The sequence below is a fragment of the endosymbiont of Riftia pachyptila (vent Ph05) genome (assembly GCF_000224455.1).
Taxonomy (GTDB): domain Bacteria; phylum Pseudomonadota; class Gammaproteobacteria; order Chromatiales; family Chromatiaceae; genus Endoriftia; species Endoriftia persephonae.
Genome location: NZ_AFOC01000014.1, coordinates 1 through 26,384 on the forward strand (window position 1 = coordinate 1; position 26,384 = coordinate 26,384).

Consider the following 26,384-nt stretch of genomic DNA (forward strand, 5'->3'; position numbering starts at 1 on the left):
TCTGGTGGCGATGACTGGAAGACGCCTCTCTATGACTTCGCGCAGCCGCTGATCGGTGTGGAGGGTGCCAGCGGTGCTCCCGATTCGCTGACCATGCACTACGCCAAGGCGGGGGTGGCAGTGCCGGTTACCACGAGTATGGGTTCACAGACCGGATCGGTGCCAGTCGACCAGAATGTGGCCACATACAGTGAGCTGGAGGCGGGGGATATCATCTCCGTTAGCGACTGTGACGCGCTGGCGATCTTCATGTTGACCAATGATCCGGGCAACAGCGGTCTGCTGGCCCACGACACAAACACCACCCTCAATAACGTCAGCAATAGTGAGGCGGGGATCCAGCATGTATTTGGTGATACCCGCTTCTCGGCCGCCACGGTCTACGAGATGGAGGCGGTCAACTATCAGGTGCTCGCCACGGGGCCGGTCGGTAGCAAGATTAGCGGCCTGTTTGCCACACGCCTGGGGGGCGAGCGGCAGCTGCTGATTGCCGGGGTGCAGGATTTTCAGATCACCTATGGGGTGGATCAGGACAATGATGGCTCTGCCGATCGATATACCGACTGGGACTCAGTGGGCAGTGCCAATCTCGATTTAATCACCAGTCTGCGGATCTTTCTCGAGATCAATCCGGGCACGCCTGTGGCGGATAGCCAAGGCAAGATGGCCGACGATGAGACCCGCGAGTTCACCTTCACCATCAAACTGCGTAACCGTGGAGGCACCATATGAGGTTTCCATCCGTAATCAAACCGCATCGGCAGCAGCGTGGCGCGGTGCTGGTGCTGGCGCTGATGCTGCTGGTGATAATGACCGTGTTGGGCATCTCGGGCATCGGCAACTCGGTGCTGGAACAGCGCATGGCGGGCAACTTCCATCAGTCGAATACCGCGTTGCAGGCGGCGGAGGTGGCGCTGCGAGTGGCGGAGCGCTGGCTGACGGCCAACATCACCAGCACGGCAAACCTGAGTAGTTTCAAGAGTGGTAGCACCGGCCTCTATTCGGCGATGCGGCATACGGTCAATATCTCCCCGCCACTACAGGCGGAAGACTCAGACCGGATCTGTGCCGGCACCGAGTCGGGCGGCTGCAGATTCGATCCGATCCGTGAGGAGCACTGGTGCAACGATGCGAGTCCTCCCACCTGCCCGCTTGGCAAGGGCTATGTCACCCTGGGACAGGATGACTTGGGTACCGGAGTGCTGCCCAGCTTCGACCAACAGGTGGCACAGCAGCCACGCTTTATCATCGAGTATGTCGGTCCGGCCGACGTCAAGATCGATCTGACCATGGGCAAGGTGAGTGCCAGTACCAGTGCCAGGCAGGCCTTTCGCATCACCGCCATCGGCTGGGGGCAGGACCGCGCCGCCCGGCAGGTGTTGCAGAGCCACGTTTTGATGCCCTTGTGAATAAATAGGAGGAGGGCGGAATGAAAAGCAGACAGACCTATCGACCAAGCTGGCGGGCCGTTTCCGCACGCCGTTTTTCGCGTCTGGCTGGCGCCGCACTGTTGGTGATCTGCAGCAGCCAAGGGCAGGCGGCCCCCGGTCCGCTGGCGCAGGTTCCACTGTTTCTGGCGCAATCAGTGCAGCCGAATATCTTCTTCATGCTCGACGACTCGGGAAGTATGAGTTGGGAAGTGTTGTTTCGGGAGGGGGTCGATACCAACAGGTGGTCACCCCGTACTTACAACCGCTACAACATCCGTTTCAATCCTTACCATGATTCGTTTAGCGCTACGGAGCGGGAGTACGCCAAACTAACCCTGTGCGCCGGCTTCAACGTCATGGCCTATGATCCGAGTAAGACCTATACCCCTTGGCGTGGTGTCGATATCGATGGAAACGCCTTCACCGACCAGTCGATCACCAATGCCCGGATCCACCCCTTTACCGGTGAGGCCAGGGCCGGCCTAAGCTGTGAGTCGACCAGCAATAACTTTTCATTCGCTGGTAGCGCCAAAGACATCAAAGATACTACAGGTAATGCGGGCTATACGTGCGACCTGACCAGCGAATTCAACCCCGGCGGTGTCTTCTACTACCCTTGGAACGATGCAGATGGTGATGGGGAGTATGACGAGGGTGAGTGCCCCATTGCTGACGATAACGCGAGGGTCTGGGTCAATACCGATCTCACCGCTGAGCAGCAGACCAATTTCGCTAATTGGTTTAGCTACTATCGTAAACGCCACTATGTAATGAAGCGGGCGATCTCCGAGGTGATCGAAGATTCGCGGGCTCGCCTCGGCTTGGGGCTGATCAATCAGAACGATAGTGTGCCGGGCAGTGGTTCACGTGAGGTAGGCACCCCGGTCGCCTCGGTGGATACGTTTACCAACCCCGATAATAATGCCACCGAGACGGCCAACAAGGCTCAGATCATGGCGAACCTGCTGCGCGGCCGAGTCGGTGGTTCGACACCGCTGCGCCGCGGCTTGGCCCGGGTCGGTGAGTATTTCATCGGCTCAAGCGGGGCAGATAGAGATCTGTTTGGCTTCACGCTGGGTGATGATCCAAACAGCGCCAACGGCTTTTCGCCGATCTTAAAGGCCGATCTGGGCGGCACCTGCCAGCAGAATTTTGCAGTGCTGCTCTCCGATGGCTTCTGGAACGGGGATGACCCCGGCGTGGGCAATGCCGACAATGATGGTGTGCCTGGAGGCTATGATCAGGCCTCCTATGGCGATGCCTTCAGCAACACCCTGGCTGATGTCGCCATGCACTACTATGAGCGGGATCTGAACGGGAATCTTGCCAATAATGTGGGTGAGGTTGATCTCGATATTGGTACGGACAGTAATCCACAACAACATCTGGTGACCTTCACGGTGGCCTTTGGCGTCACCGGCAACATCCCCTTGAAAAAGGCAGATGGCAGCGACTGTCTGCCCGGTAACCGTACCGACAGCCTGGCCACCCAGAACTGGCCCAGCGAGTGCGACCCGACTCTCGCCACCGGCTGGCCGGAGGCTGTCGGCGATACAAGCACCGCCGTGGATGACATGCTGCACGCCGCCTGGAACGGTCGTGGCCTTTATCTCAATGCGAAGAATCCCGAAGACCTGATCGCCAGCCTCAACCGGGCGATTCAGGAGATCACCTCCCGCGACTCCTCTTCGGCGGCAGCGGTGGCGGTGGACACGGTGGATGTCAGCGGTGGTGGCAGGATCTTTCAGGGGCGCTTCAACTCATCAGATTGGAGTGGCGAACTCTATGCCGCCGTTATCGATGCCAATGGTGTGGGGGCGGATGTCTGGGCTGCCCATGAGCTGCTGGCAAACCGTGCTTCACCACGGGTGCTGATCACTCGCAATGACACCGGTGGTATCCCGTTTGCCTTTCCGGCGGACTATACCGCACCGGCAGCAAACGAGATGACCGCTGCCCAGGTGGCCGATATCCTGGCGGCCGATACCGATCGCTCCAGTTTTGCCGATGAACAAGCGTTTGGCGAGAGTCTGGTTGCCTATCTGGCTGGAGCAACCGCCAACGAAGGTNGACAGTAGCGGCCAGTTCCGTGCGCGCGGCGGTCTGCTCGGTGACATCATCCACTCCTCGCCGGTGTTTGTTGGAGCCCCCAATCCTGGGCTCTATCCCGACGGCATAGAGGGGGGCGGTGTTAACTCCTACTATCAGTGGGCAAATGTTGATGCAGCCAATCGTATCCCGATGGTCTATGTGGGGGCCAATGACGGCATGCTGCACGGCTTCCGTGCAGAGGATGGTGAGGAGGTGTTCGGTTACTTTCCGCAGCAGCTGTTCTCCAGCGCGACCGGTAAAGGGCTGCATTGGCTGGCTGAGCAGGGCTATAGCCACCGCTACTATGTCGATATGACGCCGACGGTGGCGGATGTGTTCATCGATACCGGTGATGGTGCCGGTGCGAGTTGGCACACCATTCTGGTGGGTGGGTGCGCGGTGGTGGCCGTGGCTTTTTCGCCCTGGATGTCTCCGATCCCAGTGAGTTCACTACTACTGCCGGCGCTGCAGCGAATGTGCTTTGGGAGTTCACCCATGATGATCTGGGCTATACCTACAGCGAACCGACCATCGTCAAGACCAACGGCCCCATTGTGGATGGGGTGAATACTGGACGCTGGGCGGTCATCTTCGGCAGTGGCTATGAGCCGGGACCAGCATCTGATGGCAGGGCCAAACTGTTTATCAAGTTCCTCGACAACGCTTTACCATCAGAGATTGTGATCGACACCGGAGTGGGGTCGATCGTCAATGGTGATTGCCAGAGTGCGGCCAGTGACTGCAACGGTCTCTCCACCCCGTCGGTGATCGATCTGAACGGCGATGGTATTGCCGACCGGGTCTATGTTGGTGATCTGCATGGCAATCTCTGGGTGTTCGATATCTCCAATGCCACCTCGGCCCGCTGGGATGATGCGGATCAACACTACCGGCTGTTCAGCGCTCAGGATGAATTCGGTAACAGACAACCGATCACCACCCAGCCGGCGGTGGCTTTCCACCCAACCGAACGGGGCCTCTCCACCGAGCCCAACGTGATGGTGTTCATCGGTACTGGTCAGTATGTCGCGGAGGGTGACCCCAGCAGCACCGGTGTGCAGAGCTTCTACGGTGTCTGGGATGCGGGTGCGAGCGTCGGCACTCTGGGTTTGGACGGGGTCCTGACCAATTCAAGAGACCAACTGATCGAGCAGACCCTTGAAGAGTCCCTGCAAACCTTCGGTGAGGGGGCGGATGCCGTTGAGTTGACGGTGCGCCTGCTGAGCAGCAATCCGGTCGATTATGATACAAAGAAGGGCTGGTATGTCGATTTCAACACAGCCTCCTCCAACAGTAGAGAGCGGGTCATTGTCAATCCAGGCATCTTCGGTGATCTGGTTTTCTATACCACCCTTGTGCCGGCGGAGAATCTATGCGGCACCGGTGCTGGCTACAGCTGGTTGATGGTGCATGATCTTGCCAGTGGCGGTGAGCCTAGTTTTGTAGCCCTCGATGTCTCGGGTAACAGCAATTATGGCGCGGAAGACACGGTGAACGGCAGAGAGGTGGCAGGTGTGAAGTCTGACAATATCTGGTGGCAGCCCTCGATCGTGAAGTCGGGTCCCGGTGAGGAGGGCACTATCGAGCTGCCCACCGACCGGGAGCAAAATGATGCTAATGGTGGCGGAGGCGGTGGTGGTAGCGACAATGTGACCGTCGATTCGATGGATGTGCAGGGTGGCAGCAGTACAGGCACCCGCTCATCCTGGGCCCACTACCAGTTTTGATCTGCTTGGCCGGCATCGGGCCAGTTGGATAGGAGAAGCACATGAATGGCAATAAGCGCAGAATAGGCCGAGGCTGCTGGCTGCTGGCGGCGGCCTTGCTGATGAGTGCGGCGTTGCCTGCTGTGGCAGGCAACTATGCGGTCAGGCCCATGGCAGGCATGCCGGGTATGCCTGCGGCGCAGGGAGTCGAGATCTCTGGTCCCTTTGATGGGGTTAACCTCAAGAGACGACGGATCTGGATTGATGATACCGTCTTTTCTATGTCGAGAAAGCTCAGGGTGGTGGGCACATCGAAGAAGCTGGGGCTGCTCTCTGACCTGCGTCAGGGTGAAGCGATCAAGGCCCTGGTGACTCGTGGAGAAGATAAAAATGGCCTGCGGGAAGTGCTGGAGATCCGCCGCCAATAGGCCGGGATAAGGAGAGACAATGATGAGATTTGATCGCGCCAACCAGGGCTTCACCCTGATCGAACTGATGATCACCATTGCGGTGCTGGTGATTCTGGTGGGCATTGGCTATCCGCTCTACAGCGAACAGTTGCAGAAGGCCCGCCGGGTGGATGCGCGCAGCGGCCTGATGCGGTTGGCGATGGCGGAAGAACGCTTCTACGCTCTGAACGGCAGCTATGCCTCTCAGGTGGCTCTGGGCAACGAATTCACCAAGATCATGAGCGAACTCGATTACGATAACGATGTGGATGGCAATCCTGACTACTACAGTTTCAGCATCACCCTTGATCCCGATGGGGATGCTGCCACTCCCGACTACAGCATCACCGCTACTCGTGTCGGTGCCCAGGCGGGAGATAGCGGCGATACTGACTGCGATACCTTCACGATCACTGAGACGGGGGCCAAGTCGGCGACGAATAGTGCTGGCGATGACAATACGGCCAGGTGCTGGTAGGGCCTTAGGGTGAGGGCCGCCGGGCTCAGATATAGGGCGGCTGGTGGCCGCCGCGTATCATAGATTGAATCAAGGATGGTGTTGGGCGCAGCCCAACCTATACATGTGCCATGTTCAATTGCCGGGTTGGGAAGAGGGTGACCCGCAGCCCGATGCGGTGTTATAGACCTCAGTTGATCTGTTGGCGGCTGGCATAGAATTCAACCAAGGCGCGCCGGTCGCTCTCATCGAGTGTGTTGAAGCGGCGCGCCATCTTTTTGGTGGTTGGGCGTGCGTTTGCGATGAACAGCTCGAACTGCCGCTCCAGATAGGGTTTCCACTGACCGGCGATGATACCGGTGTCGTCCTCAGGAAAGGCGCCGCCATCATGGTGGCACTCTTCGCACTTCTCTTCGTGGATACGCGCGCCCAGCGCAGCCAGATCCGCGTCATACTTCTGTGTTGCTGGCCTGAATGGCTGCTTGGCAAAAAACTCACCCAGCGCTTTGATCTCTTCCGGCCTCAGGGATTGGGTGACCCGGTTCATGTCGGTCTTGCCCAGGTGGGGGGTTTGAATGCTCTTTCCCTTCCGGTCGCCATACTTGTAAGAGAGCAGGGAGTCGAGCAGGTTGTTGGTGGAGAAGCCAGCAATCGATGGGATCTGGGGGCGATCGCTGTTACCTGCTGTGCCGTGGCACTCTAGACACTTATCAGTGAGTGCGGGCAGGTCTGCCTGAGTGGTGATGGGTATTGAGGCCAGCAGCAACAGGGTGCTGACGACAGCGATGTTCGGTTTTATCCTGATCATGGTACTGCTTGGTCATGGACTCCACTCTACTACTTTAAGGGTAGTAGTATACTTAAAAATTCCCTCTGATTGTTGATTAGTCTCAATTTGTTTGAACCAGTGTGCGTCCGTGGGTCTCGCCATTGAGCATCTTTTCGAAGATTTTGGGCAGCTCTTCCAGAGTTACAACCTGGCCGACAATATCCTCCAGATGGCGCGGGTGCAGGTCTGTGGCAAGCCGTTGCCAGATCTCTTCGCGAATCGAATAGGGGCAGTCAGCGCTGTTGATGCCGAGCAGGCTGATACCACGGAGAATGAACGGCATCACCGTGGTATTGAGTTCGTGGCCGCCGGCCAGACCAATAGCAGCAATGGAGCCCCAGGGCCGCACCGACCGGGTCAGGCCGGAGAGCATGGCACCGCCCACCGTGTCGACAATTCCGCCCCAGACCCCTTTCTCCAAGGCATGATGCCCCAGTTGCAACTGCTCGGGGTGATTACCTCGCTGGCGCCCAGATGCTCCAGCCAGGCATGCTGCTGCGGCTTGCCGCTGACAGCCGTCACCGCATAGCCTTCGCCGTCGAAGATATTCACCGCCAGGCTGCCAACCCCACCGCTGGCGCCGGTGACCAGGATCGGCCCCATCTCCGGGGTCTGACCGTTGGCCTCCATGCGGTGCAGCGCCAGCGCGGCGGTGAAGCCAGCAGTGCCCAGCGCCATCGACTCGAGAGGCCCCAATCCCTCCGGCATGGGCACCGCCCACTCTGCTGGAACCTTCAGGTATTCGGCATAGCCGCCGTCGTCGGTGGCGGAGAGGCCATAGCCGGTGACGATCACCTCGTCCCCCTCGCTGAAGCGCGGATCGTTCGACTGTGCCACCTCGCCACAGCTGTCGATGCCGCCGGTGAGCGGGAAATGGTGCAGGATCTTGCCGCGCCCGGTACCTGCCAGGGCATCTTTGTAGTTGATACTGGAGTAACGGGTGCGGATCAGGATCTCGCCTTGCTCGGGTTCGACCACCTCGAGCTGCTCGATGCCGGCGCTGTGTTTACCCTGATCGTTGTGGATGCGGAAGGCGTTGTAGTGGGGCATCTTGCTACTCCTCAATCACTGGGATCTTGCCGATCCGCGCCCGCCACTCGGCAGGGCCGCTGGTATGGACTGACTCACCCCGGCTATCCACCGCCACGGTGACCGGGAAGTCTTTCACCTCGAACTCGCGGATCGCCTCCATGCCGAGTTCCTCGAAGGCGACCAGGCGCGAGCTGCGGATCGCCTTGGAGACCAGATAAGCGGCGCCGCCCACCGCCATCAGATAGACCGCCTGGTGCTTTTTGATCGACTCGATGCCACTCGGGCCGCGCTCCGACTTGCCGACCATGCCGATCAGCCCCAACTCGCCCAGCATCATCTCGGAGAATTTGTCCATGCGGCTGGCGGTGGTGGGACCGGCGGGGCCGACCACCTCGTCGCCCACCGGATCAACCGGGCCGACGTAGTAGATGAAACGGTTCCGCAGGTCGACCCCATCGGGTAGCGGTTCGCCCCTGGTTAGCAAATCAGCGATGCGCTTGTGGGCGGCGTCGCGGCCGGTGAGCAGCTTGCCGGAGAGCAGGATGCGCTCGCCGGGCCGCCAGTCGGCGATCTCTGCCTTGGTCAGGTTGTTGAGATCGACCCGGCGGGCGTCGTCGGAGGCCTCCCAGGTGACCGCGGGCCAATCCTCCGCTTGGGGTGGGGTCAGCTCGGCCGGGCCAGAGCCATCGAGGGTGAACTCGATATGCCGGGTGGCGGCGCAGTTGGGGATGATCGCCACCGGCAGCGAGGTGGCGTGAGTGGGGTAGTCGCTGACCTTTACGTCCAGCACCGTGGTTAGTCCGCCTAGTCCCTGGGCGCCGATGCCCAGCGCATTATCTTCTCATGCAGCTCCAGGCGCAGCTCCTCGGCGCGGTTGGCGGGCCCACGCGCCTGCAGTTCGTGGATGTTGATCGGCGCCATCAGCGACTCCTTCGCCAGCAGCATCGCCTTCTCTGCCGAGCCGCCGATGCCGATGCCGAGCATCCCCGGTGGGCACCAGCCGGCCCCCATCAGTGGCACCTGCTCCAGCACCCAGTCGACCACCGAGGCAGAGGGGGTGAGCACCGCAAAGCGGCTCTTGTTCTCCGAGCCGCCCCCCTTCGCCGCCAGCTTCACCTCCAGTTTGTCGCCGGGAACCAGCTCCATGTGGATGATCGCTGGGGTGTTGTCCTTGGTATTGGTGCGGGCGCCGGCGGGGTCTGTGACCATGGAGTAGCGGAGCAGGTTGTCGGGGTGGCTGTAGGCGCGCCGTACCCCTTCGTTGACCATCGCTTCCACGCTCATCTGCGCATCCCACTGCAGTTCCATGCCGATCTTGAGAAACACCACGGCCATGCCGGTATCCTGGCAGATTGGCCGGTGGCCCTCGGCGCACATCCGTGAGTTGACCAGGATCTGCGCCATCGCATCTTTGGCGGCGGGGGACTCCTCCCGCTCCCAGGCCTCGCCCAAGGCGTGCAGAAAGTCAGCGGGGTGGTAGTAGGAGATGAACTGCAGCGCGTCGGCGATGCTCTGGATGAAGTCTTCCTGGCGGATAGTGGTCATGCGACGGCTCCTGTTGTGCGAATGGACGCATTATACCTGCAACAGCAGCCTGGCCGGATCTTCCAGATGTTGTTTGATGGTGACCAGGAACTGCACCGCCTCGCTGCCATCGATGATGCGGTGGTCGTAGGAGAGTGCCAGATACATCATCGGCCGGATCACCACCTTACCGTTCTCCGCCACCGGCCGCTGCTGGATCACATGCATGCCGAGGATTGCGCTCTGCGGTGGGTTGAGGATCGGTGTCGAGAGCATCGAGCCGAACACCCCACCGTTGGTGATGGAGAAGGTGCCGCCGGAGAGTTCATCAAAGCTCAGGGTGCCGCTCTTGGCCTTATGGCCGAACGCCTTGATGCCCTTTTCGATCTGCGCAAAGCTGAGCTGATCGGCATTGCGCAGGATTGGTACCACCAGGCCACGCGGTGAGGCGACCGCGATGCCGATATCGTAGTAGCCGTGGTAGATGATGTCGCTACCGTCCACTGAGGCGTTTACCACCGGGAACTGTTTCAGTGCCTCTACCGCCGCGCGGACGAAGAACGACATGAAGCCGAGGCGCACCTCGTGCTGTTGTTCGAAGCGCTCCCGGTAGCGGGCGCGCAGCTCGGTGACGGTCTGCAGGTTGACCTCGTTGAAGGTGGTGAGGATGGCGGCGCTCTGCTGCACCTGCAGCAACCGCTCTGCGATTCGCTGACGTAGCCGGGTCATTGCCACCCGCTGCTCCGGCCGGTCGCTGTCGATTATGTCGAGTGTCTCGTGGGAGTCCGCTAGCGCAGGCGGGGCGCTCTGGCGACTGGCTGCAAGGTGGGCCTCCACGTCACTCTTGAGTATCCGCCCATGCTTGCCTGAGCCTGTGATCTGATGAAAATCGAGCCGATGCTCATTGATCAGGCGGCGCACCGCGGGGGAGAGTGCCGGCTCCTCTTCGCTGATTGGTGTTTCAGCCTTGCTGCTGACGGCTGACTCGCCAACCTCGATCAGTGCTAGCAGCTCGTTGGCCTTGACCGTCTCTCCCTCGGCAACACGAATCTCGCTGAGTATGCCGCTGGCAGGGGAGGGCACCTCGAGCACTACCTTGTCGGTCTCCAGGTCGACCAGGGATTCGCCCTCTGTAATCGCCTCGCCCGGTTGTTTGTGCCAGCTGAGGATGGTGGCATCGGCCACCGATTCGGGCAGTTCGGGGACCAGGAGTTCTCGGCTCATAGTTGATTCACCATGGGATTCATCTCGGGGTTGATGCGGCCTGTGAGGGCCTCGTCGATCAGGGTCTGCTGCTGCTGTACATGCACCGGGCGGTAGCCCACTGCCGGTGCGGCGGTGCGTGGGCGGCCGACAAACCAGAGCCGCAGCCCAGCGGCAACCTGCTCAGCAAAGCGGTGTTTGATCTGATTCCAGGCGCCCTGGTTGAGCGGCTCCTCCTGGCACCAGATTAGCTCCTCAGCGTTTCGATAGGGGGCAATGGCTTGGGCGAAATCGTCGCTGGGGAAGGGATAGAGTTGTTCGATGCGGATGATGGCGGTGTCGGTGATGCCGCGGGAACGGCGCGTCTCCAGCAGTTCATAATAGAGCTTCCCAGCGCAGAGCACGATGCGCTTGACTGATTCAGGGTCGATTGCGTCGATCTCGCCGATGACGTTGAGGAAGCCATCTTCGGTAAAGGCCTGGATCGGGGAGGTGGCGAGCCGGTGGCGTAGCAGGCTCTTCGGTGTCATCACGATCAGCGGATGACGGAACGGGCGCAGGATTTGGCGCCGCAGCATATGAAATATCTGCGCTGGCGTGGTCGGCACGCAGACCTGCATGTTGGCGTTGGCGCAGAGCTGCAGATAGCGCTCCAGGCGGGCCGAGGAGTGTTCTGCGCCCTGGCCTTCGTAGCCGTGGGGCAGCAGCATCACCAGGCCGCACAGCAGCCCCCACTTCTCGCCGCCGGAGGAGATGAACTGGTCGATCACCACCTGGGCGCCGTTGGCGAAGTCGCCGAACTGGGCCTCCCACAGGGTCAGGGCGTTAGGCTCGGCGGTGGCGTAGCCATACTCGTAGCCGAGCACCGCCTCCTCCGAGAGCAGTGAGTCGATCACCAGAAAGTTTGCCTGGTCGTCGGCCAGATGCTGCAGGGGGATATGGGGAGTGCCGTCGACCTGATTATGGATCACCGCGTGGCGGTGAAAAAAGGTGCCACGCCCTGCATCCTGACCGGAGAGGCGCACCGGGCAGCCCTCGGTGAGCAGCGAGGCGTAGGCGAGGGTCTCACCGAAGCCCCAGTCGATCAGCTGGTCGCCGTTGGCCATGCGCTGGCGCTCGCGCCAGATCTTCTCCACTCGGGGGTGCAGTTCAAACCCGCTGGGAAGTTCGAGCAGTCGCTGAGCGAGGGATTTGAACTGCTCTGTCGGTAGTGAGGTCGTGGCTGGGCAGGTCCAGGCCACACTGTGAAAATGCCTCCAGTCCACCGCAAAGCGGTTCTTCACCGCGCAGATCACCGGGCGGGATACCACCCGTCCCTGCTCCAGTGATTTGCGATAGTTTTCCACCATTGCCTGGGCCTGGGATGGGCTGATGATGCTGTCGGCTATCAGTTGCTGAGTGTAGATCTCGCGCACCGTGGGATGGCGGCGGATCTTCTTATACATCTCCGGCTGGGTGACCGCCGGTTCGTCCGCTTCATTGTGGCCGAGGCGACGGTAGCAGACCATGTCGATCAGCACGTCCTTGTTGAAGCGGAAACGGAAGTCGAGCGCCAGTCGGGTGACAAACAGTACCGCCTCCGGGTCATCGCCATTCACGTGGAAGATGGGAGCCTGCACCATCTTTGCTACATCGGTGCAGTAGAGGGTGGAGCGGGTGTCGAGGGGATTGCTGGTGGTGAAGCCGATCTGGTTGTTGATGATGATGTGGACGGTGCCGCCGGTGCTAAAGCCGCGGGTCTGGGAGAGGTTGAGGGTCTCCATCACCACCCCTTGGCCGGCGAAGGCAGAGTCGCCGTGGATCTGCACCGGCAGCACCTGTTCGCCCTTGCGATCGCCGCGGCGCTGCTGACGGGCGCGCACCGAGCCCTCGATCACCGGGTTGATGATCTCCAGATGGGAGGGGTTGAAGCCGAGGGCGATATGTACGATGCCGCCGGGGGTGTCGATGTCGGTGGAGAAGCCCTGGTGGTATTTGACGTCACCGACGTAGCGCGCTGGGTCACGCTCAATGCGGCCTTCGAACTCGTCGAAGATCTCCTGTGGCGGCTTGCCGAGGATGTTGGTCAGCACGTTGATCCGGCCGCGATGGGCCATGCCGATCACTGTCTCTTCGACTCCATTGCGCCCGGCGTGCTGGATCAGCTCATCGAGCAGCGGGATCAGGCTCTCGCCGCCTTCGAGGGAGAAACGCTTCTGCCCCACGTAGCGGGAGTGGAGGTGTTTTTCGATCCCCTCGGCGGCGGTGAGCAGGGTCAGTAGCCAGCGTTTCTCATCGACACTGGCCCCCTCGATTCGGGGGCGGCCCTCGATACGCTCCTGAATCCAACGCTTCTCGTGGGTGTTGGTGATGTGCATGTACTCCGCACCGATGGTGCCGCAGTAGACGCGCCGGACTAGCTCGATGATCTGTTTCAGCGGCATCCGGTCGGGGGCCGCCAGGGAGCCGGTGTTGAAGTGGGTGGCGGGATCGAGCCGGTCGAGTTGCAGGAAGGCCGGGTCGAGGTCGGGGACCGCGGGTTGGGGGCGCAGTTTGAGTGGATCGAGGTTGGCGTTCTGATGACCGCGCACCCGGTAGCCGTTGATCAGTCTGAGCACTGCGGTCTGCTGTTCTGCCGCTAGTGGCGACAGGCAGTGTTGGGCTGAGCTGGTGTTGGCGCGCTCGCGAGCTAGTTTGCGAAAGGTCTCGCGGACTGGGGCGTGTGGAGTGTCGACCTCTTCGCGTCTATTCAGCCGTGCGAACCGGCTTCGCCAGTCCTCTGGTACGCTCTCCGGGTCACGAAGATACTCTTCGTATAGAGCCTCGATAAATGCTGCATTGGCACCGGAGTAAGCAGAATCGATTTGGAGTTGTGTGAACAAATGACAAATCTCGGCATGAAAAGGCTGGAAATGGGTATAATGCCGCGTTTTGCTGTCGCCTATTGGTTAGGATGTTAGCACAGGGATCGAACATGGTTTGGACGGGTCGGGCTGCTGAAAAAATAGGAACCGCTCCTGTAATGTATAGACGAATTGCATGTGCTGCCAACGGTGGGGCAGGTGTCTGAGAAGAAGAAACCGGGCGTTGCGGATGCCTCCTGGGTGCGGCTTAATCCCGCTGCGCTGGAGGCCGATGTGGCGTTTTTTGAGGCTCGCCTCGAATTGGTGGGAGAGCCTAGTACCGCTTATGAAGTTGCCCAGCGCAAGGCCTATCTGGCGTTGTGTGATTCACTGCAGGAGATGATTGACCGGTTGCGCGGAGACTCGGAGCGCGCTGGATAACCCCCTGTTTTTGCTAGCGCCTGCGCCCCGATTTCCAGATTCCCATACCGTACTGACGTGCCCGTGACTCAGCCTGCCGATAACGCCGAGCGTGGGCTGGATCGAGCGTCGAATCCGGTACAAATCTGGCAAGTCCCGCCTGGACCATTCGCAGATTAATCTCAGCTCCCCCATGAAACAGCGTTCCCAGCAGCGCGCCGTCTGGCATCAGTGATGAGTAGATGACCGTGACAAAACGTCCAGCGACCAGTGTCTGGAGCAGCTTGCGGGCGTTGTTGGCCGAGTGGGAGGTGGTTGGTGGTTCGATATGAGCCAGCAGAATAATGCGCTGCCGGCCATCTTGAGTCGAAAGGTGCAGCTGGTTGCCGCTCTCGACAGCGATGACCTGGCCGGTGATGCTGGCAGATGTCTCTGCTGCGACCAGCCCGGGCAGCAGCAGGAGAAAGAGCAAAAAAAGATGCATGTCGCTTCAGCCTTAGATTGGCGCCCTCGAGAGGATTCGAACCTCTGACCTATCGCTTAGGAGGCGATTGCTCTATCCTGCTGAGCTACGAGGGCAGGCAACAATTATCAGAAGAAACAGTAGTTTATCGTGCGGTAGGTGATCGGGCAAGCCCGAAAAAAGAGATTCCGATGCGGCTAGTAAAAACAGATTTGACCTGGTCGAGTCAGATCAGTATGATGCCGGCTCTTCGCGCTCCCTGGGTGGGTTGTGAGGCAAGGCCCAGGATTCGGGGTATAGCGCAGTCTGGTAGCGCGCCTGCTTTGGGAGCAGGATGTCGGGAGTTCGAATCTCTCTACCCCGACCAATTAACTCTGCGCCCGTAGCTCATCTGGATAGAGCATCGGCCTTCTAAGCCGAGGGTAGCAGGTTCGAGTCCTGCCGGGCGTGCCAGTTCGCTCCAGGCGACGACAGTTTTATGGTGGACGTAGCTCAGTTGGTAGAGCTCCGGATTGTGATTCCGGCGGTCGTGGGTTCGAGACCCATCGTCCACCCCAGGTGACAATACGGCTTTCAGCTACGCTGCGAACCGTTAGAATATTCAGCTTATTGGGCCGTTAGCTCAGTTGGTAGAGCAGTGGACTCTTAATCCATTGGTCGAAGGTTCGAATCCTTCACGGCCCACCAATAGAATAAAAGGCTTACATCATTTTTTGATGTAAGCCTTTTTTGTTTTGTGAGATGGGGGATCGAAGGATATGTTCTTGTGCTCCTAGTTACTGTGCGAGGATTGGCTGACAGTCGGGTGTGCTCATCTCGTTTATCGGCGAATGCATCGAGGACTTGTTCGGTGTTCGCCAATGTTACGGTTGCGTAAATCCAGTGCGGCTTGGCAGCAACTCTTTTGCGCTGCTTCCAGTTGATGTAACGCAAGGAGTGGTGCACCTGATGGACGATACAGAGCTGAATCTGGGGTGTAGGTAAACGGACTCAAGAGCTGAAGGATTATCCTTCACGGTTCTCCTACCCAAGATCATATTTAGCCGCTCCTGGCTATAGGTCCAAAGCCTGCGGGTGGAAAACTCCGCAACCTCAGCGCCTTATTGTTTTACAAGCTGCTCTATTTAGTCGACATTCCATCGCCAATCTACCTTGGAGGAATTTCGAGCCACAATTCAACGACGCCAGGACGCGGTTTCTTCCCGCGGTAGGAGATGAACGATTCCGCCACGACATTGAGTACGTCGTGATCAGAATACCCTAAGCTTTGCAGGGCAGCGGTGACCTCATCCGCGAGGCGCTCTGCGGTCTCCTTGTCGTCGAGATGGAAATAACGGACCTCATGCTTTCTGGCTGCTCCGCCTTCGCGGTCCTCTCCAGGAACATAGTAGCCCTTTGCCTTTAGAGCGGCTGACAGGGCCTCAGCCTGTTCGCGATGTCCTCCAGCGAACTGGAAAAACACTGTCGTCTTGTTGCGCGCCTGTATGAGACGCTGCTCTGCCTTCGTGGCATCTGAAATTACAGTCAAAATAGCGGCGGTTCTTTGATTTGGTGTTTGTGCTAGTTCACTCTCGGAACCAAAGTCAGCGGCTGTGGTGATGGTGTTCAGTTGATTCACCTGTTCCGCCAGCACTTTCAGTTGGCTTGAAAGGGACTTTACGCTTGAGGCAAGCGGTTGTATTTCTTGCGAATATACGGCTATTAGATTCTGTGCAGTAACATTTAGTGCTTTTACCCTTTCAATAGTCTCATCTAGGTTTTCCGCCTGAGGTTGGAATTCATCTAGCTGTTTTTCTAGGCGCTGGATGACTTGGTTAGCACGCTTGGCCATGAATCAAGTCTCGGCCACCCGTTCTGTGATTTCGGCACGCTTGGCTTTTATTTCTTTGTCGATTGAATCTGCGATCTCCGATTTAATCTCGGACTTGATGTCAGAAACAATATCCCAGCTTACGAATCCGAGCGCACCGATAACGGCCAATCCCAACAGTTGCATAGAGCCGGAATAATGCGGAACGGACCCGTTCGGTTACCCTCTCGGCGAGTTGCCGTTCCAGAAGTTCGATCCGATCATCGTCCATATCTGCCATTATTGTCCCCGCTTGTCGCCATACTCATTTCTTATGGTTCACCTCTAATTCTCCAGAATTAATGAGGTGCCCACTATATCGGGCAAGTTCCGAGTCCGAGTGCATAGTGTTGTTAAGGAGCCTCTATCATCGGAATTTGGTTCCGAGTTGGTAGATACACTTACATCTCTTTCGTGACATCTACAAATGAATCAATCTGGCTGAGAGCATAGACTAGGAAGCCTCTGAACAAGTCATGGACCTACATCTTGCTGCCAAAATACGAGTTCATGACTTGATTAGAGGCTCCTTAAGGGGCACAGCATCCTTAATGGAACAAATGCTGGCTGGTCGCCTCTTCCAAGTATAAAAGTCGCCGGATGTTACCCGGAGTCAATGACACTATTGATTGGTGCCTTTTTACGGATAGGTGCAATCCGTCCTGTTGCCAGCTTACTGCTGACGCAGTCTTGCCAACTCTTCGCGCAATTCCAGTCGTTCTGCTTTGATGTGCTGGCGCAGGGCTTTTCTGGCCTCGCCTTCCGTTTGCTCGCAGGCGCGATAGGCGTGGCGATCTGCTGCCTGTTGAATGCATTGCTCGGCGCTCTCCAGGATCTTTATCCGCTCCAGGTGGCTCTCTGATTCGGTCGCCTTGAATCGCTCAAACAGGTTCTTCCGTGCTTCAGGATCAAGCTGGTGGAGTGGCGGGGCTGATGCCCCTGCTGCTGGTAGGATGCTGAGCAAGCCTAACAGAGTGATGGTGAGGATTTTTCTGCACATGGATAACTCCTGTAACGGTTCACTCCAGATAACGCAGCATGTACTGAAAGGTTGACAGGGTATTGAGGTTTTTTTCAGGGGGCATCCCATGTCAACCGTGGAATGAATGGCGCGTTATTAGAGGTAGAGATGCCTTGGGATGGAGCACTAGCCGTTGCTCGTTCAGTTGGAGTATGGTGCCGGCACTATCCCCGCTGGTGAATGTGGGAAGAATGGATGTCGAGAGAGAAGAGGAGCCTAACGGTCCATGCGCGCCGAAATGGAGCGGTTTCTGGGGGGCGTCGAACGACGCGCCTATCGTATGAGTGAAATCGCCACAGGGAATCGTGAAGAGGCTCTGGACATCGTGCAGGATGCGATGCTGGCGCTGGTGCGGAAATATTCGGACCGGCCCGAGGCGCAGTGGGCGCCGCTCTTCCACCGCATCCTGCAGAATCAGATCCGCGATTGGCAGCGCCGTCGCAGTGTGCGCCAGAAGGTCTTTACCTGGCTGAAGATAGGCAACGAGGAGGATGTGGCGGGCGAGCCCCTGGAGAGTCTGCCTGACCCACGCAGTGAGCAGCCGGAGCGGGGGTTGCAGCGGGAGGCGCTGGCCGAGACCCTGGAGCTGGCGCTCAGACGACTGCCGTTGCGCCAGCAACAGGCGTTTATGCTACGCGCCTGGGAGGGGCTAGATACTGCCGCCACGGCCGATGCCATGGGCTGTTCCGCGGGCAGTGTTAAGACTCACTATTCGCGTGCGCTGGCGGCCTTGCGGGGGAGCCTGGAGGTGTATCGATGAACAAACAGAGTGATGAACAAGCGCTGATTCAGTTATTGCAGCGTCGTCTTGATGAAGGCGTGGAGCAGCTCGACAGCGACACCCGTGAGCGTTTGCGGCAGATGCGTCACACAGCCCTGGAGACACTGCCGCAACCCCGTGTCTGGTGGCAGAGCCCGCTGCTGGGTGGAGTCATGGCCACCGCCTCGGTCACGCTGCTGGTGCTCTACCTTTGGGTTGGTACACCGGTGGCTGTTGATGAGGGGTTGCTGCTGGATGACCTGGAGTTGCTCAGCAGTGAGGATTTGGAGCTCTCCAGTGAGCTGGAATTCTATCTCTGGCTGGAGAGTGAACGTGGCACGGGTTGAGTGGCAGCTTGAAATTGTCTGTGTGCTGGCGTGCTGGCTGATCGTCACACCGCTCAGAGCGGAGGAGATGCCGGCGCTAGAGTTGCTGGAGTTTCTCGGCAGCTACGACGATGAGGAGCGCAACATGATCGAAGATGAGATTGAAGAGATGGCTCCGGTATCAGTGAGAGACGACCATGATTAATCGACGCACGATTCTGTCACTGCTGTTCTGTTTGAGTTGTGGTGCCGCTCCGCTGGCAGCGGCTCCGAGTTGGGATGCGCTGAGTGGTGAGCAACAAAAGGCGCTTGGCTCGTTGCAGTCCGAATGGGATGCTCTGCCAGAAAAGCGTCGGGAAAACCTGCTGCGTGGCATTGAGCGCTGGCAGAAGATGACACCGGAACAGCGTAAGCGGGCCAAAAAACGTCTCAAGCGTTGGCAAAATCTCTCCCCAGAAAAACGTAAAAAGATCCGTCAGAAACTCAAGCGTTTCAGGGCACTGCCTGCGGAGAAGAAGAAGGCCCTGCGGAAGAGTTTCAGGCAGTTCCAGGCGCTGCCAGCGGATAAGCGCAAGAAGCTGCGTGAACGCTGGAACAAGCTCCCCCCGGAGCGCAAGAAGCGGTTGCAGGAGCGTGTGCAGCGGATGTCACCAGAGCAGCGCAAAGCCTTCAAGCGGCGCATCAAGCGCAGCCTCCCTTAATCGTTGTGGCCCGGTGAATCCTGTTGAATCAGCCCCAGCAGCAGAAGGATGTGGTGGGGATCACTCAGATCACCGATCAGGCGTTGGGTGGGAGCCGGCAGCTCTCTGATCAGCGTAGGGGTGGCGAACACTCCGTCGGCAACGGCCTTTTGTACGTCTTTGAGGATGTCAGTCACCTGCAGGTCAAACTGCACCAGTTCGGACTTCTCCAGTGCATGACTTAAGGCCCTGGCGAGTTTCTCGACCACCGGGTCGCCATTGGCGACATAGAGTTTCAACAGATAATGCGTGCTCATGGGGGCTCCGGCTCAGTAGCTCTGGGCCTGTTCCAGTACACCCTGGACGATCAGGCGGATCTGCTCTCCACTGAGGGGCTTCTGCCCCAGCCCGAATTGCAGCCCCTCTTTGGCGGCGGCGGCGAGCTCCTGCAGAAATTCCGGCATGAAGGCGGTGACGATGTAGATAGGGATATCTGGCGCCATGCCCTGGCGGATTCGGCGCAGGGTCTCGACACCGTCCATGCCGGGCATCTTCAGGTCGAGAAAGATGAAGTCAGGCACCCGCTGTTTGACCTGGTCGATACCTGCGGCGCCGCCAGCGGCGCTGCTAACCTCATAGCCGGTCTCTTCCAGGGCCAGCTCGAAGGCTTCGCGCACTGCTGCATCATCGTCAATGATCAGGATCTGTTTGCTCACCGCTTCTCTCTTCCTGTTGGATTTGTCTCATAAGTATAGTTTTTTGCCGCATCAATGGTTCCACTTTGGTAGGCAGATGTGGAAACAGGCGCCCCCGGTGGTGTTGTTTTCAGCCTGCAGGGTTCCACCAAAGCCTTCGATGATGCTGCGTGAGACCGACAGACCCAGGCCGGTGCCCTTGCCCGCCGGCTTGGTGGTGACAAAGGGATCGAACAGCCGCTCTGCCACCTCCGTTGCGATGCCTGGCCCGCTGTCGCTGATTGCCAGGCAGACCTGCCTCTCCTCGACGCTGGATTCGACCAGAATCTCGCGTTTGTCACTCTCGTCAATGGCGTCGCGGGCATTGATCAGCAGGTTGAGTAGCACCTGCTGGATCGCGTTTTTACGGGCATCGACAGCAGGCAGGGCCTCAGGAAAATCGATCTTGACGGTAATCTGGTGATGATGAAGGTCGGCGCTGATCAGGGCCAGGGTTTGTTGCAGGGTCTCGATCAGATTAACCGCCTGACTCCCTCCGTCGCTGGGGTGTGCGAAGATCAGCATGTTCTGCACGATAGTCTTGATACGGTGCAGTTCATCCTCCGCCTTGCCGAGGATCTCTGCTGATCTGGCGTGTTCGGTGTGCCTGCAGGCGTACTGCACATAGTTAACCAATGCCATCAAGGGGTTGTTGATCTCATGGGCGACGCCGGCGGCGAGGGTGCCGAGGGCGGAGAGCTTTTCGGTCTGCACTAGCGCCGACTGGGTGCGGTGGAGCTCCGCCAAGGCGCTGTTCAACTCATAGTTGCTCGCCTCGAGGGCCGCCTCAGTGTTGCGCAGTTCGGTGATCTCATACATCCAATGGACATAGAGCGGTTCACCTTGGGGGCCACTGCCAGCAGACATGGAGTGGGAGAGGAAGGTGCGCCCATCTGCCAGGGTGAGTTCCTCCCGGTGCTGGTCGACTGTGCTTGGCTTGGGGTCTGAGCCACCGGCCGCACAGTCGGGCAGTGGGCCGTCGCCTTTTGGAAAGAGTTCCCAGTAGAGTTTGCCCAGCACCCGATCGTGCTCTGCCTTAGCCTCCACCACATAGGCCCGATTGGCGCGCACCACCCGTCCCGCCTGGTCATGCAGAAACAGGGGTGAGCGAATGGTGTCGAACACCCGGTGCCACTCGGCCCGTGCCCGTTCAGACTCCTGACGCCGCGCCTCTGTCTCTACCTGGGCGGCGGTGAGCGCCTTCAGATTGGTCACCATGGTGTCGAAACTGCGCGACATCTCGCCCACTTCATCTTGTGCATCGGTGGCCAGGCGATGTTCCAGATCGCCACTGCCGATGCGCTCGGCCCCGCGTGCTAGCTGCTGGATCGGTCCAGTGATGCTGTGTGCGAGACGCATCGCCGCAAACACCACTGCCAGCACCAGCGTGATCAGAATTGCGATGGTCCAGCGCTGCAGCTGCCGGATTGGGGCAAACGCCTCGCGGGCATCAATCTTCGCCACCAGTCCCCAGTTCGGATAGGGAAGGTAGCGCCAGACCGCGAGGATCGGCTCGTCGCGATAGTCGACCGAAAGCGCAGCACCCCGTTCTCCCTGAACCGCCTTCTGGATCGGCATGCCTGCCTTTGAGTCAAAAGCGATCTGCATCTTAAACGCAGCGTCCGGGGCGAACTTGAGCGGTGCCAGGATGGTTGCTGCATCCGTGCTGCGTTGCGCGAGCACAATTTCGCCGCTCTCACCCAGCCCGCGAGTGTCACGGCTGAATGTGTAGATCGAATCCGCATTGATCTGGATGGCGACCACGCCGATAAACCGGTGGACGTCGTAGACTGGAGCGGCGATGAAAGAGGCCGGGCGGTTGGAGGGGGCATAGTATTTGAAGTCGGAGAAGGCCACGTCGAGCAGGGTGAAGGCGCGCTTGAAGGCTGCGGCCAGCTCGCTTTCCCGGTAGGGGCCGTTGAGCAGATTGGTGCCCAGAGTATCCTCGCCAGCCAGAGTCAGGATGATGTCGCCATCGGCGGCGATGAGGAACAGAGCGTCGTCGCCCGAGTTCTCTTTGAGGGTGTACAGATAGGGCTGGATCCGTGCTGTGGCCTGCTGGTAGTCAGGCGAGCCGATGCCGGAATCGTGAAAGATCGGTTCCAGTCGGGCGATCGACTCGGCCACCAGGGGACTGCTGGCGAGGATTGAGATGTCCTGCTTGCGCTCCAGGAAGAAGCGGTTGATGAGGGCGGCCCTGGCTTCGGCGGCGGCAGTGAGATCGTCGAAGGTCTGGCGGTAAAGTGTCTCTCGGGCAGTGGTGAAACCGAGCACAGTGATCAGCAGCAGTGGCAATAGCGCCACCGCCAGCACTGTCGTGAGGAGACGGGGGTAGAGACCCCGGGACAGCGGCCAGCGGCGCTTCATGGGGTGGTCGCCTTGGGGGCCTGCCAGTTGCCCTGCCAGCGCCGCTGCAACTGATCCAGAAAGCGGTTCCACTCGGCGCGGTTGCGCGACAGCGGATAGGGGTTGGGTTGACTGGGGCGGCCGGCGCTCCAGACGATATCGAAATCACCCTCGCTGTTGATTCGGCCGATGCGCGGCGTCTTCCAGAGGTGGCGGCTGATCGGATCGACGTAGACCATGCCGCTGGGGGCGTCGAATGCCTGGTTGAGGATCATTGAGCGCACCACCTCTACATTGGCGGTATGCGCCTCCCTGACCGCCGCGGCCCATAGCTGCACCGCCAGATAGCCGGCTTCCATCGGATCGGTGATGCGCCGCCCGGCGCTGTAGCGTTTGCGGAAGCGCTCGATGAAGGCCTGATTCGCCCCGTTTTCGATGCTCTCAAAGTAGTTCCAGGCGGCGTAGTCGCCGGCCACCTGCGGCAGGCCGATGAACTCCAGCATATTCTCGTCGATGCTGAAGGAGAGGGTGGGGATCTGTTCGGTGCTGATGCCAGCGCGGCGCAGGGCGCGGAAGAAGCTGATATTGCTGTCGCCAGTGATGGTGTTGAGGATCACATTTGGGCGGGTCTTGCTGATTTCCTCCACCAGTTTATCGACCTGGTGCCCTCCCAGTGGCAGATAGTATTCGCCGACGATCTCGCCACCGAGCGCGCTGCTCAGGTCGCGGATAATGGCGTTGGCGGTGTGGGGAAAGATAGAGTCAGATCCCACTAGGAAGAGCCGCTGGCCGAGGTTGTCGAGCGCCCATTTGACCGCCGGGATGATCTGCTGGTTGGGTGCTGCGCCCAGGTAGATGATGTTGGGTGATTGCTCCAGCCCCTCATACTGTACCGGGTAGAAGAGCAGATGGTTGTGGCGTTCCACCACCGCCTTGACCCGTTTGCGGCAGCCGGAGTTCCAGCAGCCAAACAGGGCGGCGACCTGCTCCTGGGTGATCAACCGCTCTGCCTCGCGGGCGAAGGTAGGCCAGTCAGAGCGGCCATCCGCCTCGATCGCCTCCAGCGGTCGGCCGAGCAGACCACCAGCGGCGTTGATCTCCTCCACCGCCAATTTCATTGCATCCGCCACCGGACGTTCGCTGAGAGTCATGGTGCCAGTGAAGGAGTGCAGGATGCCAATGCGGATCGGCTCCTGAAACGGGCGTTGGTCAGTGTAGAGATACCAGAGCCCGAGTGCTGTCGCGCTCGACAGCAGCAGGCTGAGCAGGGTGGCGTAGCGTTTCATAGAAACTGCTTAGCAAAGTGCTCTGTTGGAACGGGGCGGCCCAGCAGGTAGCCCTGGCCGTAGGGGCAGTTGTGCTGGAGCAGAAACAGCCGTTGCTGTTCGGTTTCTATCCCCTCGGCGATGACCCGCAATCCCAGACTCTGGCCGATGCCGATCACCGCTGAGGCAATCGCGGCGTTACCCGGGTCGCCGGGGATGTCGTGGATAAACGACTGGTCGATTTTAAGCCGCTCCACCGGCAGGCGTTTGAGGTAGGCCAGCGAGGAGTAGCCGGTGCCGAAGTCGTCGATGGAGAAGGTGATGCCCAGCGCACGCAGGGCGTTGATCTGTTCCAGGATTGCTTCCGACGCATCGATGAACAGGCTCTCGGTGATCTCCAGCTCGAGGTTTTCTGGTGGCAGGCCGGTCCGCTGCAGACACTGTTTGACCTGGAGCTGGAGATTGCCGCGGGTGATCTGGATCGCCGAGAGGTTGATCGCGATGCGTTCAAAGCGGGCGCCGGCCTTGAGCCAGCGGGCTGCCTGATGGCAGGCCTGCTGCATCACCTGGGCGCCGATCTCGCCGATTAGGCCGCTCTGCTCGGCGATTGTGATGAACTCTCCTGGCCCGACCAGTCGGCTATCGGTCTGCTGCCAGCGCACCAGTGCCTCCATGCCGCTGAGGGCGCCGCTCAGCAGATCGAACTGGGGTTGGTAGTGGACCACAAACTGCTTCCGGGCAATCGCATGGCGCAGTTGCGAGGCGGTGTCGAGGTGGCGTTGGGCGTTGGTGGTGAGTGCGGTCTCGTAGAACTGGTAGGCGTTGCGGCCGCTCTCCTTTGCGCGGTACATGGCGCTGTCGGCGTGCTGGATCAGATCAGCGGCAGTGGCGCCGTCTCCGGGAAACAGGCTGATGCCAATACTGGCTGTGATAAACAGCTCACGTCCCTCCACCGGGAACGCCTCGCGGAACTGCGCCAGCAGCTTCTCTGCGATGATCGCCACATCTGCCTGCTGGTCGAGGCGTTCGATTACCACCAGGAACTCGTCACCTCCGAGCCGTGCCACCATGTCGGGGCCGCGTAGTGCCCGCCGCAGGCGATCTGCCACCTTCTGCAGCACCCGGTCGCCGACGCGGTGGCCGAGGCTGTCGTTGATGGTCTTGAAGCCGTCTAGGTCGAGGAACATCACCGCGCTGCGCTTATCCTCGCGCCGCGCCCCGCCGATGGTGTGTTCCAGCATTTCGTCGATCAGCAGCCGGTTGGGTAGGCCGGTGAGCGGGTCGTGTTGCGCCAGGTGTTCGAGTTTCTGCTGTGCCTGCTTGACGGTGGTGATATCGGAGAAGACCGAGACATAGTGGGTCAACTCGCCGTTGGGGTCGCGGACTTCAGAGATGGTGAGCCACTCGGGGAAGGATTCGCCATTCATGCGGCGGTTCCAGATCTCGCCCTGCCAGCGGCCGCTGTTGTGCAGCGCGGAACGGATCTGCTGAAAGAACTCGTTGTCGTGCAGTCCGGAAGAGAGGATCGATGGCTTCTGACCCACCATCTCCTCGAGGCTGTAGCCGGTGATCTCGGTGAAGGCGCGGTTGACCGCCACGATGCGGTCCTGCGGGTCGCAGATCATGACCCCTTCGGCGGTGCTCTCGAACACGGCGGCGGCCTGGCGCAGCTTCTCGTCGGTGGCTTTGCGCTCGGTGATGTCGCGAGCGGTGGCGATGATGTAACGGCTCTGATCTAGGTCCACCTGGGTGGCGTAGACTTCGACATCAAGCAGGTTGCCGTCGCGGCAGCGCAGGCGGTCGAGGAAGTAGAGCGAGCCTGCATGGGTGATCTGCTCGCGGAACTGGTCCCAGTCACTGATATAGGTGGAGATCTGCGGCAGCCGCAGCGTGAGTATCTGTTCATTACTGTGACCGGTGTAGTGGCAGGTACGCACGTTGACATCGATCAGCCGGCCATCTTCATAGGCGAGGACCAGGATCGCCTCCATGCTCTGGTCGAGCAGGTCGCGGAACAGCTGCAGGCGTACTGCCGACTCCTTCTCGGCAGTGATGTCGAATAGCAGACCGCCTAGGCAGCCATTTCCATCCTGCCCCTGGATCGGAAACTTGCAGACCCGCCAGGCGTGGGGCTGGTGGTCAGCGCCAATGCCGAGCTGTTCGGTTCTGAGTGGTTCGTTCTGTTGCATCGCCTGGCGGTCGGTGCGTTCGAATTCGATAGCGGTGGGCAGGGGGTAGAGGTCGCGGTCGGTCATGCCTAGCAGCTGCTCCAGCGGCAGCTCGAACTGCGCCTGCCAGGCGCGGTTGCCATAGAGATAGCGTCCCTGCGCATCACGAATGAAGGCCTGCGCTGGGATCAGGTCCATGAAGTGCTGGAAGCGTTGCTGGCTCTCCTGCAGGGCCTGCAGTATCGCGTGCTGCTTGGTGATGTCGGTGAAGATGCAGTAGCTCTGCAGCTGCCCCTGTGGGTTGCTGGCGATGCGTCCCTCGAAGGCGACCAGTCGTTCACTACCGTCCTTGTGGCGTATGCGGAGCTCTGTCTGGTGGGTCTGACCGTTCTGCTTGAATTTGGCGAAGTGGGTTCTGAACAGTGTGCTGTCGTCAGCGTGCAGAAAATCACCGAACCAGCGCCCGACCACCTCATCTCGCTGATAACCCAGTGTGTTGAGCCAGGCCTGGTTGACTGCCAGGACGTTTCCTTTGCCATCCAGTGACTGATAGGGTAGCGGGGCCTGTTCGAACAGCCGCTGAAAATCGAGAAAAGGGGCGTCGTGGCTCGAGGTACACTCTTGTGTGGGTGGTGTCATTGCATCGGCTCGGGGCTTCTGTTCCTATTTCAGCGGTTGCGCTGGATAGTTGAATCTGGATTCAGAAGTGGGTGAGAGTGCTGTTTGGTCCGCTGTTGTCCCGAGTGTAGTTGATGTCTTCTCTGACAGGTGGCGCTGACGTCGATTCAAGGCCACTGAAAATCGGTTAT

At 59.5% G+C, this 26,384-nt stretch carries 21 protein-coding genes, 5 tRNA genes and 3 pseudogenes; 14 read left to right on the top strand and 15 right to left on the bottom strand.

The genetic code is table 11. The annotated features are described in order from the left end of the window. The 5 genes and pseudogenes from RIFP1SYM_RS03490 to RIFP1SYM_RS03520 form a co-directional block, all read left to right on the top strand. A partial coding sequence (locus RIFP1SYM_RS03490) for a PilW family protein (protein ID WP_139042048.1) occupies window positions 1-732 on the top strand: 732 nt, incomplete at its 5' end. After that, complete coding sequence (locus RIFP1SYM_RS03495; RefSeq protein WP_005959740.1) at window positions 729-1,409, top strand: pilus assembly PilX family protein; 681 nt, start codon at window positions 729-731, stop codon at window positions 1,407-1,409. The genes RIFP1SYM_RS03490 and RIFP1SYM_RS03495, both read left to right, overlap by 4 nt. 2,028 nt (window positions 1,410-3,437) lie before the next feature. Next, a pseudogene (locus RIFP1SYM_RS03510) lies at window positions 3,438-5,248 on the top strand (pilus assembly protein). A 41-nt stretch (window positions 5,249-5,289) separates the two neighbouring features. Then, a complete protein-coding gene (locus RIFP1SYM_RS03515) occupies window positions 5,290-5,655 on the top strand; it encodes a hypothetical protein (protein ID WP_005959744.1) in 366 nt (121 codons plus the stop codon). A 19-nt stretch (window positions 5,656-5,674) separates the two neighbouring features. After that, a complete protein-coding gene (locus RIFP1SYM_RS03520) occupies window positions 5,675-6,154 on the top strand; it encodes a type IV pilin protein (RefSeq protein ID WP_005959745.1) in 480 nt (159 codons plus the stop codon). A gap of 169 nt (window positions 6,155-6,323) precedes the next feature. On the opposite strand, the gene RIFP1SYM_RS03525 is transcribed toward RIFP1SYM_RS03520, so the two are convergent. From RIFP1SYM_RS03525 to RIFP1SYM_RS03545, 5 genes and pseudogenes are all read right to left on the bottom strand, one after another. Next, on the bottom strand, window positions 6,324-6,941 hold the full coding sequence (locus RIFP1SYM_RS03525) for a c-type cytochrome (RefSeq protein ID WP_005959746.1): 618 nt from the start codon (window positions 6,939-6,941) through the stop codon (window positions 6,324-6,326). 82 nt (window positions 6,942-7,023) lie between these two features. Beyond that, window positions 7,024-8,012: pseudogene (locus RIFP1SYM_RS03530) on the bottom strand (oxidoreductase). A 4-nt stretch (window positions 8,013-8,016) separates the two neighbouring features. Beyond that, window positions 8,017-9,539 (bottom strand): annotated as a pseudogene (locus tag RIFP1SYM_RS03535) (fumarate hydratase). A gap of 30 nt (window positions 9,540-9,569) precedes the next feature. Then, window positions 9,570-10,742, bottom strand: a complete 1,173-nt coding sequence (gene odhB, locus RIFP1SYM_RS03540; protein WP_005959751.1) for a 2-oxoglutarate dehydrogenase complex dihydrolipoyllysine-residue succinyltransferase — start codon at window positions 10,740-10,742, stop codon at window positions 9,570-9,572. Further along, the gene (locus RIFP1SYM_RS03545; RefSeq protein WP_050798699.1) at window positions 10,739-13,591 is read right to left on the bottom strand and encodes a 2-oxoglutarate dehydrogenase E1 component; all 2,853 of its coding nucleotides are present in this window, start codon (window positions 13,589-13,591) and stop codon (window positions 10,739-10,741) included. The genes odhB and RIFP1SYM_RS03545 overlap by 4 nt, the downstream gene beginning before the upstream one ends. Before the next feature lie 171 nt (window positions 13,592-13,762). On the opposite strand from RIFP1SYM_RS03545, the gene RIFP1SYM_RS03550 reads away from it, so the two are divergent. Further along, on the top strand, window positions 13,763-13,984 hold the full coding sequence (locus RIFP1SYM_RS03550; RefSeq protein ID WP_006474759.1) for a hypothetical protein: 222 nt from the start codon (window positions 13,763-13,765) through the stop codon (window positions 13,982-13,984). A 13-nt stretch (window positions 13,985-13,997) separates the two neighbouring features. Here RIFP1SYM_RS03550 and RIFP1SYM_RS03555 read toward each other — a convergent pair whose 3' ends face one another. After that, complete coding sequence (locus RIFP1SYM_RS03555; protein ID WP_005959754.1) at window positions 13,998-14,447, bottom strand: thermonuclease family protein; 450 nt, start codon at window positions 14,445-14,447, stop codon at window positions 13,998-14,000. 18 nt (window positions 14,448-14,465) lie between these two features. Beyond that, window positions 14,466-14,542: transfer RNA gene (locus RIFP1SYM_RS03560), tRNA-Arg, on the bottom strand. A gap of 174 nt (window positions 14,543-14,716) precedes the next feature. Here RIFP1SYM_RS03560 and RIFP1SYM_RS03565 point away from each other — a divergent pair. The 4 genes from RIFP1SYM_RS03565 to RIFP1SYM_RS03580 all read left to right on the top strand — a co-directional run bounded on the left by RIFP1SYM_RS03565 (window position 14,717) and on the right by RIFP1SYM_RS03580 (window position 15,113). Next, a tRNA-Pro gene (locus RIFP1SYM_RS03565) sits at window positions 14,717-14,793 on the top strand. Window positions 14,794-14,802: 9 nt separating this feature from the next. Then, window positions 14,803-14,879, top strand: a tRNA-Arg gene (locus tag RIFP1SYM_RS03570). A gap of 28 nt (window positions 14,880-14,907) precedes the next feature. After that, window positions 14,908-14,983, top strand: a tRNA-His gene (locus RIFP1SYM_RS03575). A gap of 54 nt (window positions 14,984-15,037) precedes the next feature. After that, window positions 15,038-15,113: transfer RNA gene (locus RIFP1SYM_RS03580), tRNA-Lys, on the top strand. Here the strand turns inward: RIFP1SYM_RS03580 and RIFP1SYM_RS18960 are convergent. From RIFP1SYM_RS18960 to RIFP1SYM_RS03590, 3 genes are all read right to left on the bottom strand, one after another. Continuing rightward, entirely contained in the window at window positions 15,072-15,371 is a 300-nt protein-coding gene (locus tag RIFP1SYM_RS18960) for a hypothetical protein (RefSeq protein WP_420887024.1), read from the bottom strand. The two genes, RIFP1SYM_RS03580 and RIFP1SYM_RS18960, sit on opposite strands and share 42 nt — an antisense overlap. A 202-nt stretch (window positions 15,372-15,573) precedes the next feature. After that, window positions 15,574-16,257, bottom strand: coding sequence for a hypothetical protein (locus tag RIFP1SYM_RS03585; RefSeq protein ID WP_005959755.1), 684 nt, complete (start codon window positions 16,255-16,257; stop codon window positions 15,574-15,576). Window positions 16,258-16,948: 691 nt separating this feature from the next. Continuing rightward, window positions 16,949-17,275 (bottom strand): hypothetical protein, encoded by a 327-nt coding sequence (locus RIFP1SYM_RS03590; protein ID WP_139042050.1) that lies wholly within the window; start codon window positions 17,273-17,275, stop codon window positions 16,949-16,951. 247 nt (window positions 17,276-17,522) lie between these two features. On the opposite strand from RIFP1SYM_RS03590, the gene RIFP1SYM_RS03595 reads away from it, so the two are divergent. From RIFP1SYM_RS03595 to RIFP1SYM_RS03610, 4 genes are read left to right on the top strand one after another with little or no spacing between them, the layout of a single operon-like run. Further along, a complete protein-coding gene (locus tag RIFP1SYM_RS03595; protein ID WP_005959758.1) occupies window positions 17,523-18,056 on the top strand; it encodes an RNA polymerase sigma factor in 534 nt (177 codons plus the stop codon). Continuing rightward, window positions 18,053-18,403 carry a hypothetical protein gene (locus RIFP1SYM_RS03600; protein WP_005959759.1) on the top strand — a complete coding sequence of 117 codons (351 nt, stop codon included), beginning with the start codon at window positions 18,053-18,055 and terminating at the stop codon, window positions 18,401-18,403. Before RIFP1SYM_RS03595 ends, RIFP1SYM_RS03600 begins: the two co-directional genes overlap by 4 nt. Beyond that, entirely contained in the window at window positions 18,390-18,587 is a 198-nt protein-coding gene (locus tag RIFP1SYM_RS03605; protein WP_006474765.1) for a hypothetical protein, read from the top strand. Before RIFP1SYM_RS03600 ends, RIFP1SYM_RS03605 begins: the two co-directional genes overlap by 14 nt. Then, window positions 18,580-19,083 carry a DUF3106 domain-containing protein gene (locus RIFP1SYM_RS03610; RefSeq protein WP_005959760.1) on the top strand — a complete coding sequence of 168 codons (504 nt, stop codon included), beginning with the start codon at window positions 18,580-18,582 and terminating at the stop codon, window positions 19,081-19,083. The genes RIFP1SYM_RS03605 and RIFP1SYM_RS03610 overlap by 8 nt, the downstream gene beginning before the upstream one ends. Here RIFP1SYM_RS03610 and RIFP1SYM_RS03615 read toward each other — a convergent pair. The 5 genes from RIFP1SYM_RS03615 to RIFP1SYM_RS03635 are packed head-to-tail and all read right to left on the bottom strand — an operon-like array spanning window position 19,080 to window position 26,214. Next, window positions 19,080-19,379 (bottom strand): circadian clock KaiB family protein, encoded by a 300-nt coding sequence (locus tag RIFP1SYM_RS03615; protein ID WP_005959761.1) that lies wholly within the window; start codon window positions 19,377-19,379, stop codon window positions 19,080-19,082. The two genes, RIFP1SYM_RS03610 and RIFP1SYM_RS03615, sit on opposite strands and share 4 nt — an antisense overlap. A gap of 12 nt (window positions 19,380-19,391) precedes the next feature. Beyond that, window positions 19,392-19,778, bottom strand: a complete 387-nt coding sequence (locus RIFP1SYM_RS03620) for a response regulator (protein ID WP_005959762.1) — start codon at window positions 19,776-19,778, stop codon at window positions 19,392-19,394. Window positions 19,779-19,829: 51 nt separating this feature from the next. Then, entirely contained in the window at window positions 19,830-22,163 is a 2,334-nt protein-coding gene (locus RIFP1SYM_RS03625; protein WP_240992007.1) for a PAS domain-containing sensor histidine kinase, read from the bottom strand. Continuing rightward, a complete protein-coding gene (locus RIFP1SYM_RS03630; protein ID WP_005959764.1) occupies window positions 22,160-23,428 on the bottom strand; it encodes an urea ABC transporter substrate-binding protein in 1,269 nt (422 codons plus the stop codon). The genes RIFP1SYM_RS03625 and RIFP1SYM_RS03630 overlap by 4 nt, the downstream gene beginning before the upstream one ends. Next, complete coding sequence (locus tag RIFP1SYM_RS03635; RefSeq protein ID WP_005959765.1) at window positions 23,425-26,214, bottom strand: sensor domain-containing protein; 2,790 nt, start codon at window positions 26,212-26,214, stop codon at window positions 23,425-23,427. Before RIFP1SYM_RS03635 ends, RIFP1SYM_RS03630 begins: the two co-directional genes overlap by 4 nt. Between the last annotated feature and the right edge of the window lie 170 nt (window positions 26,215-26,384).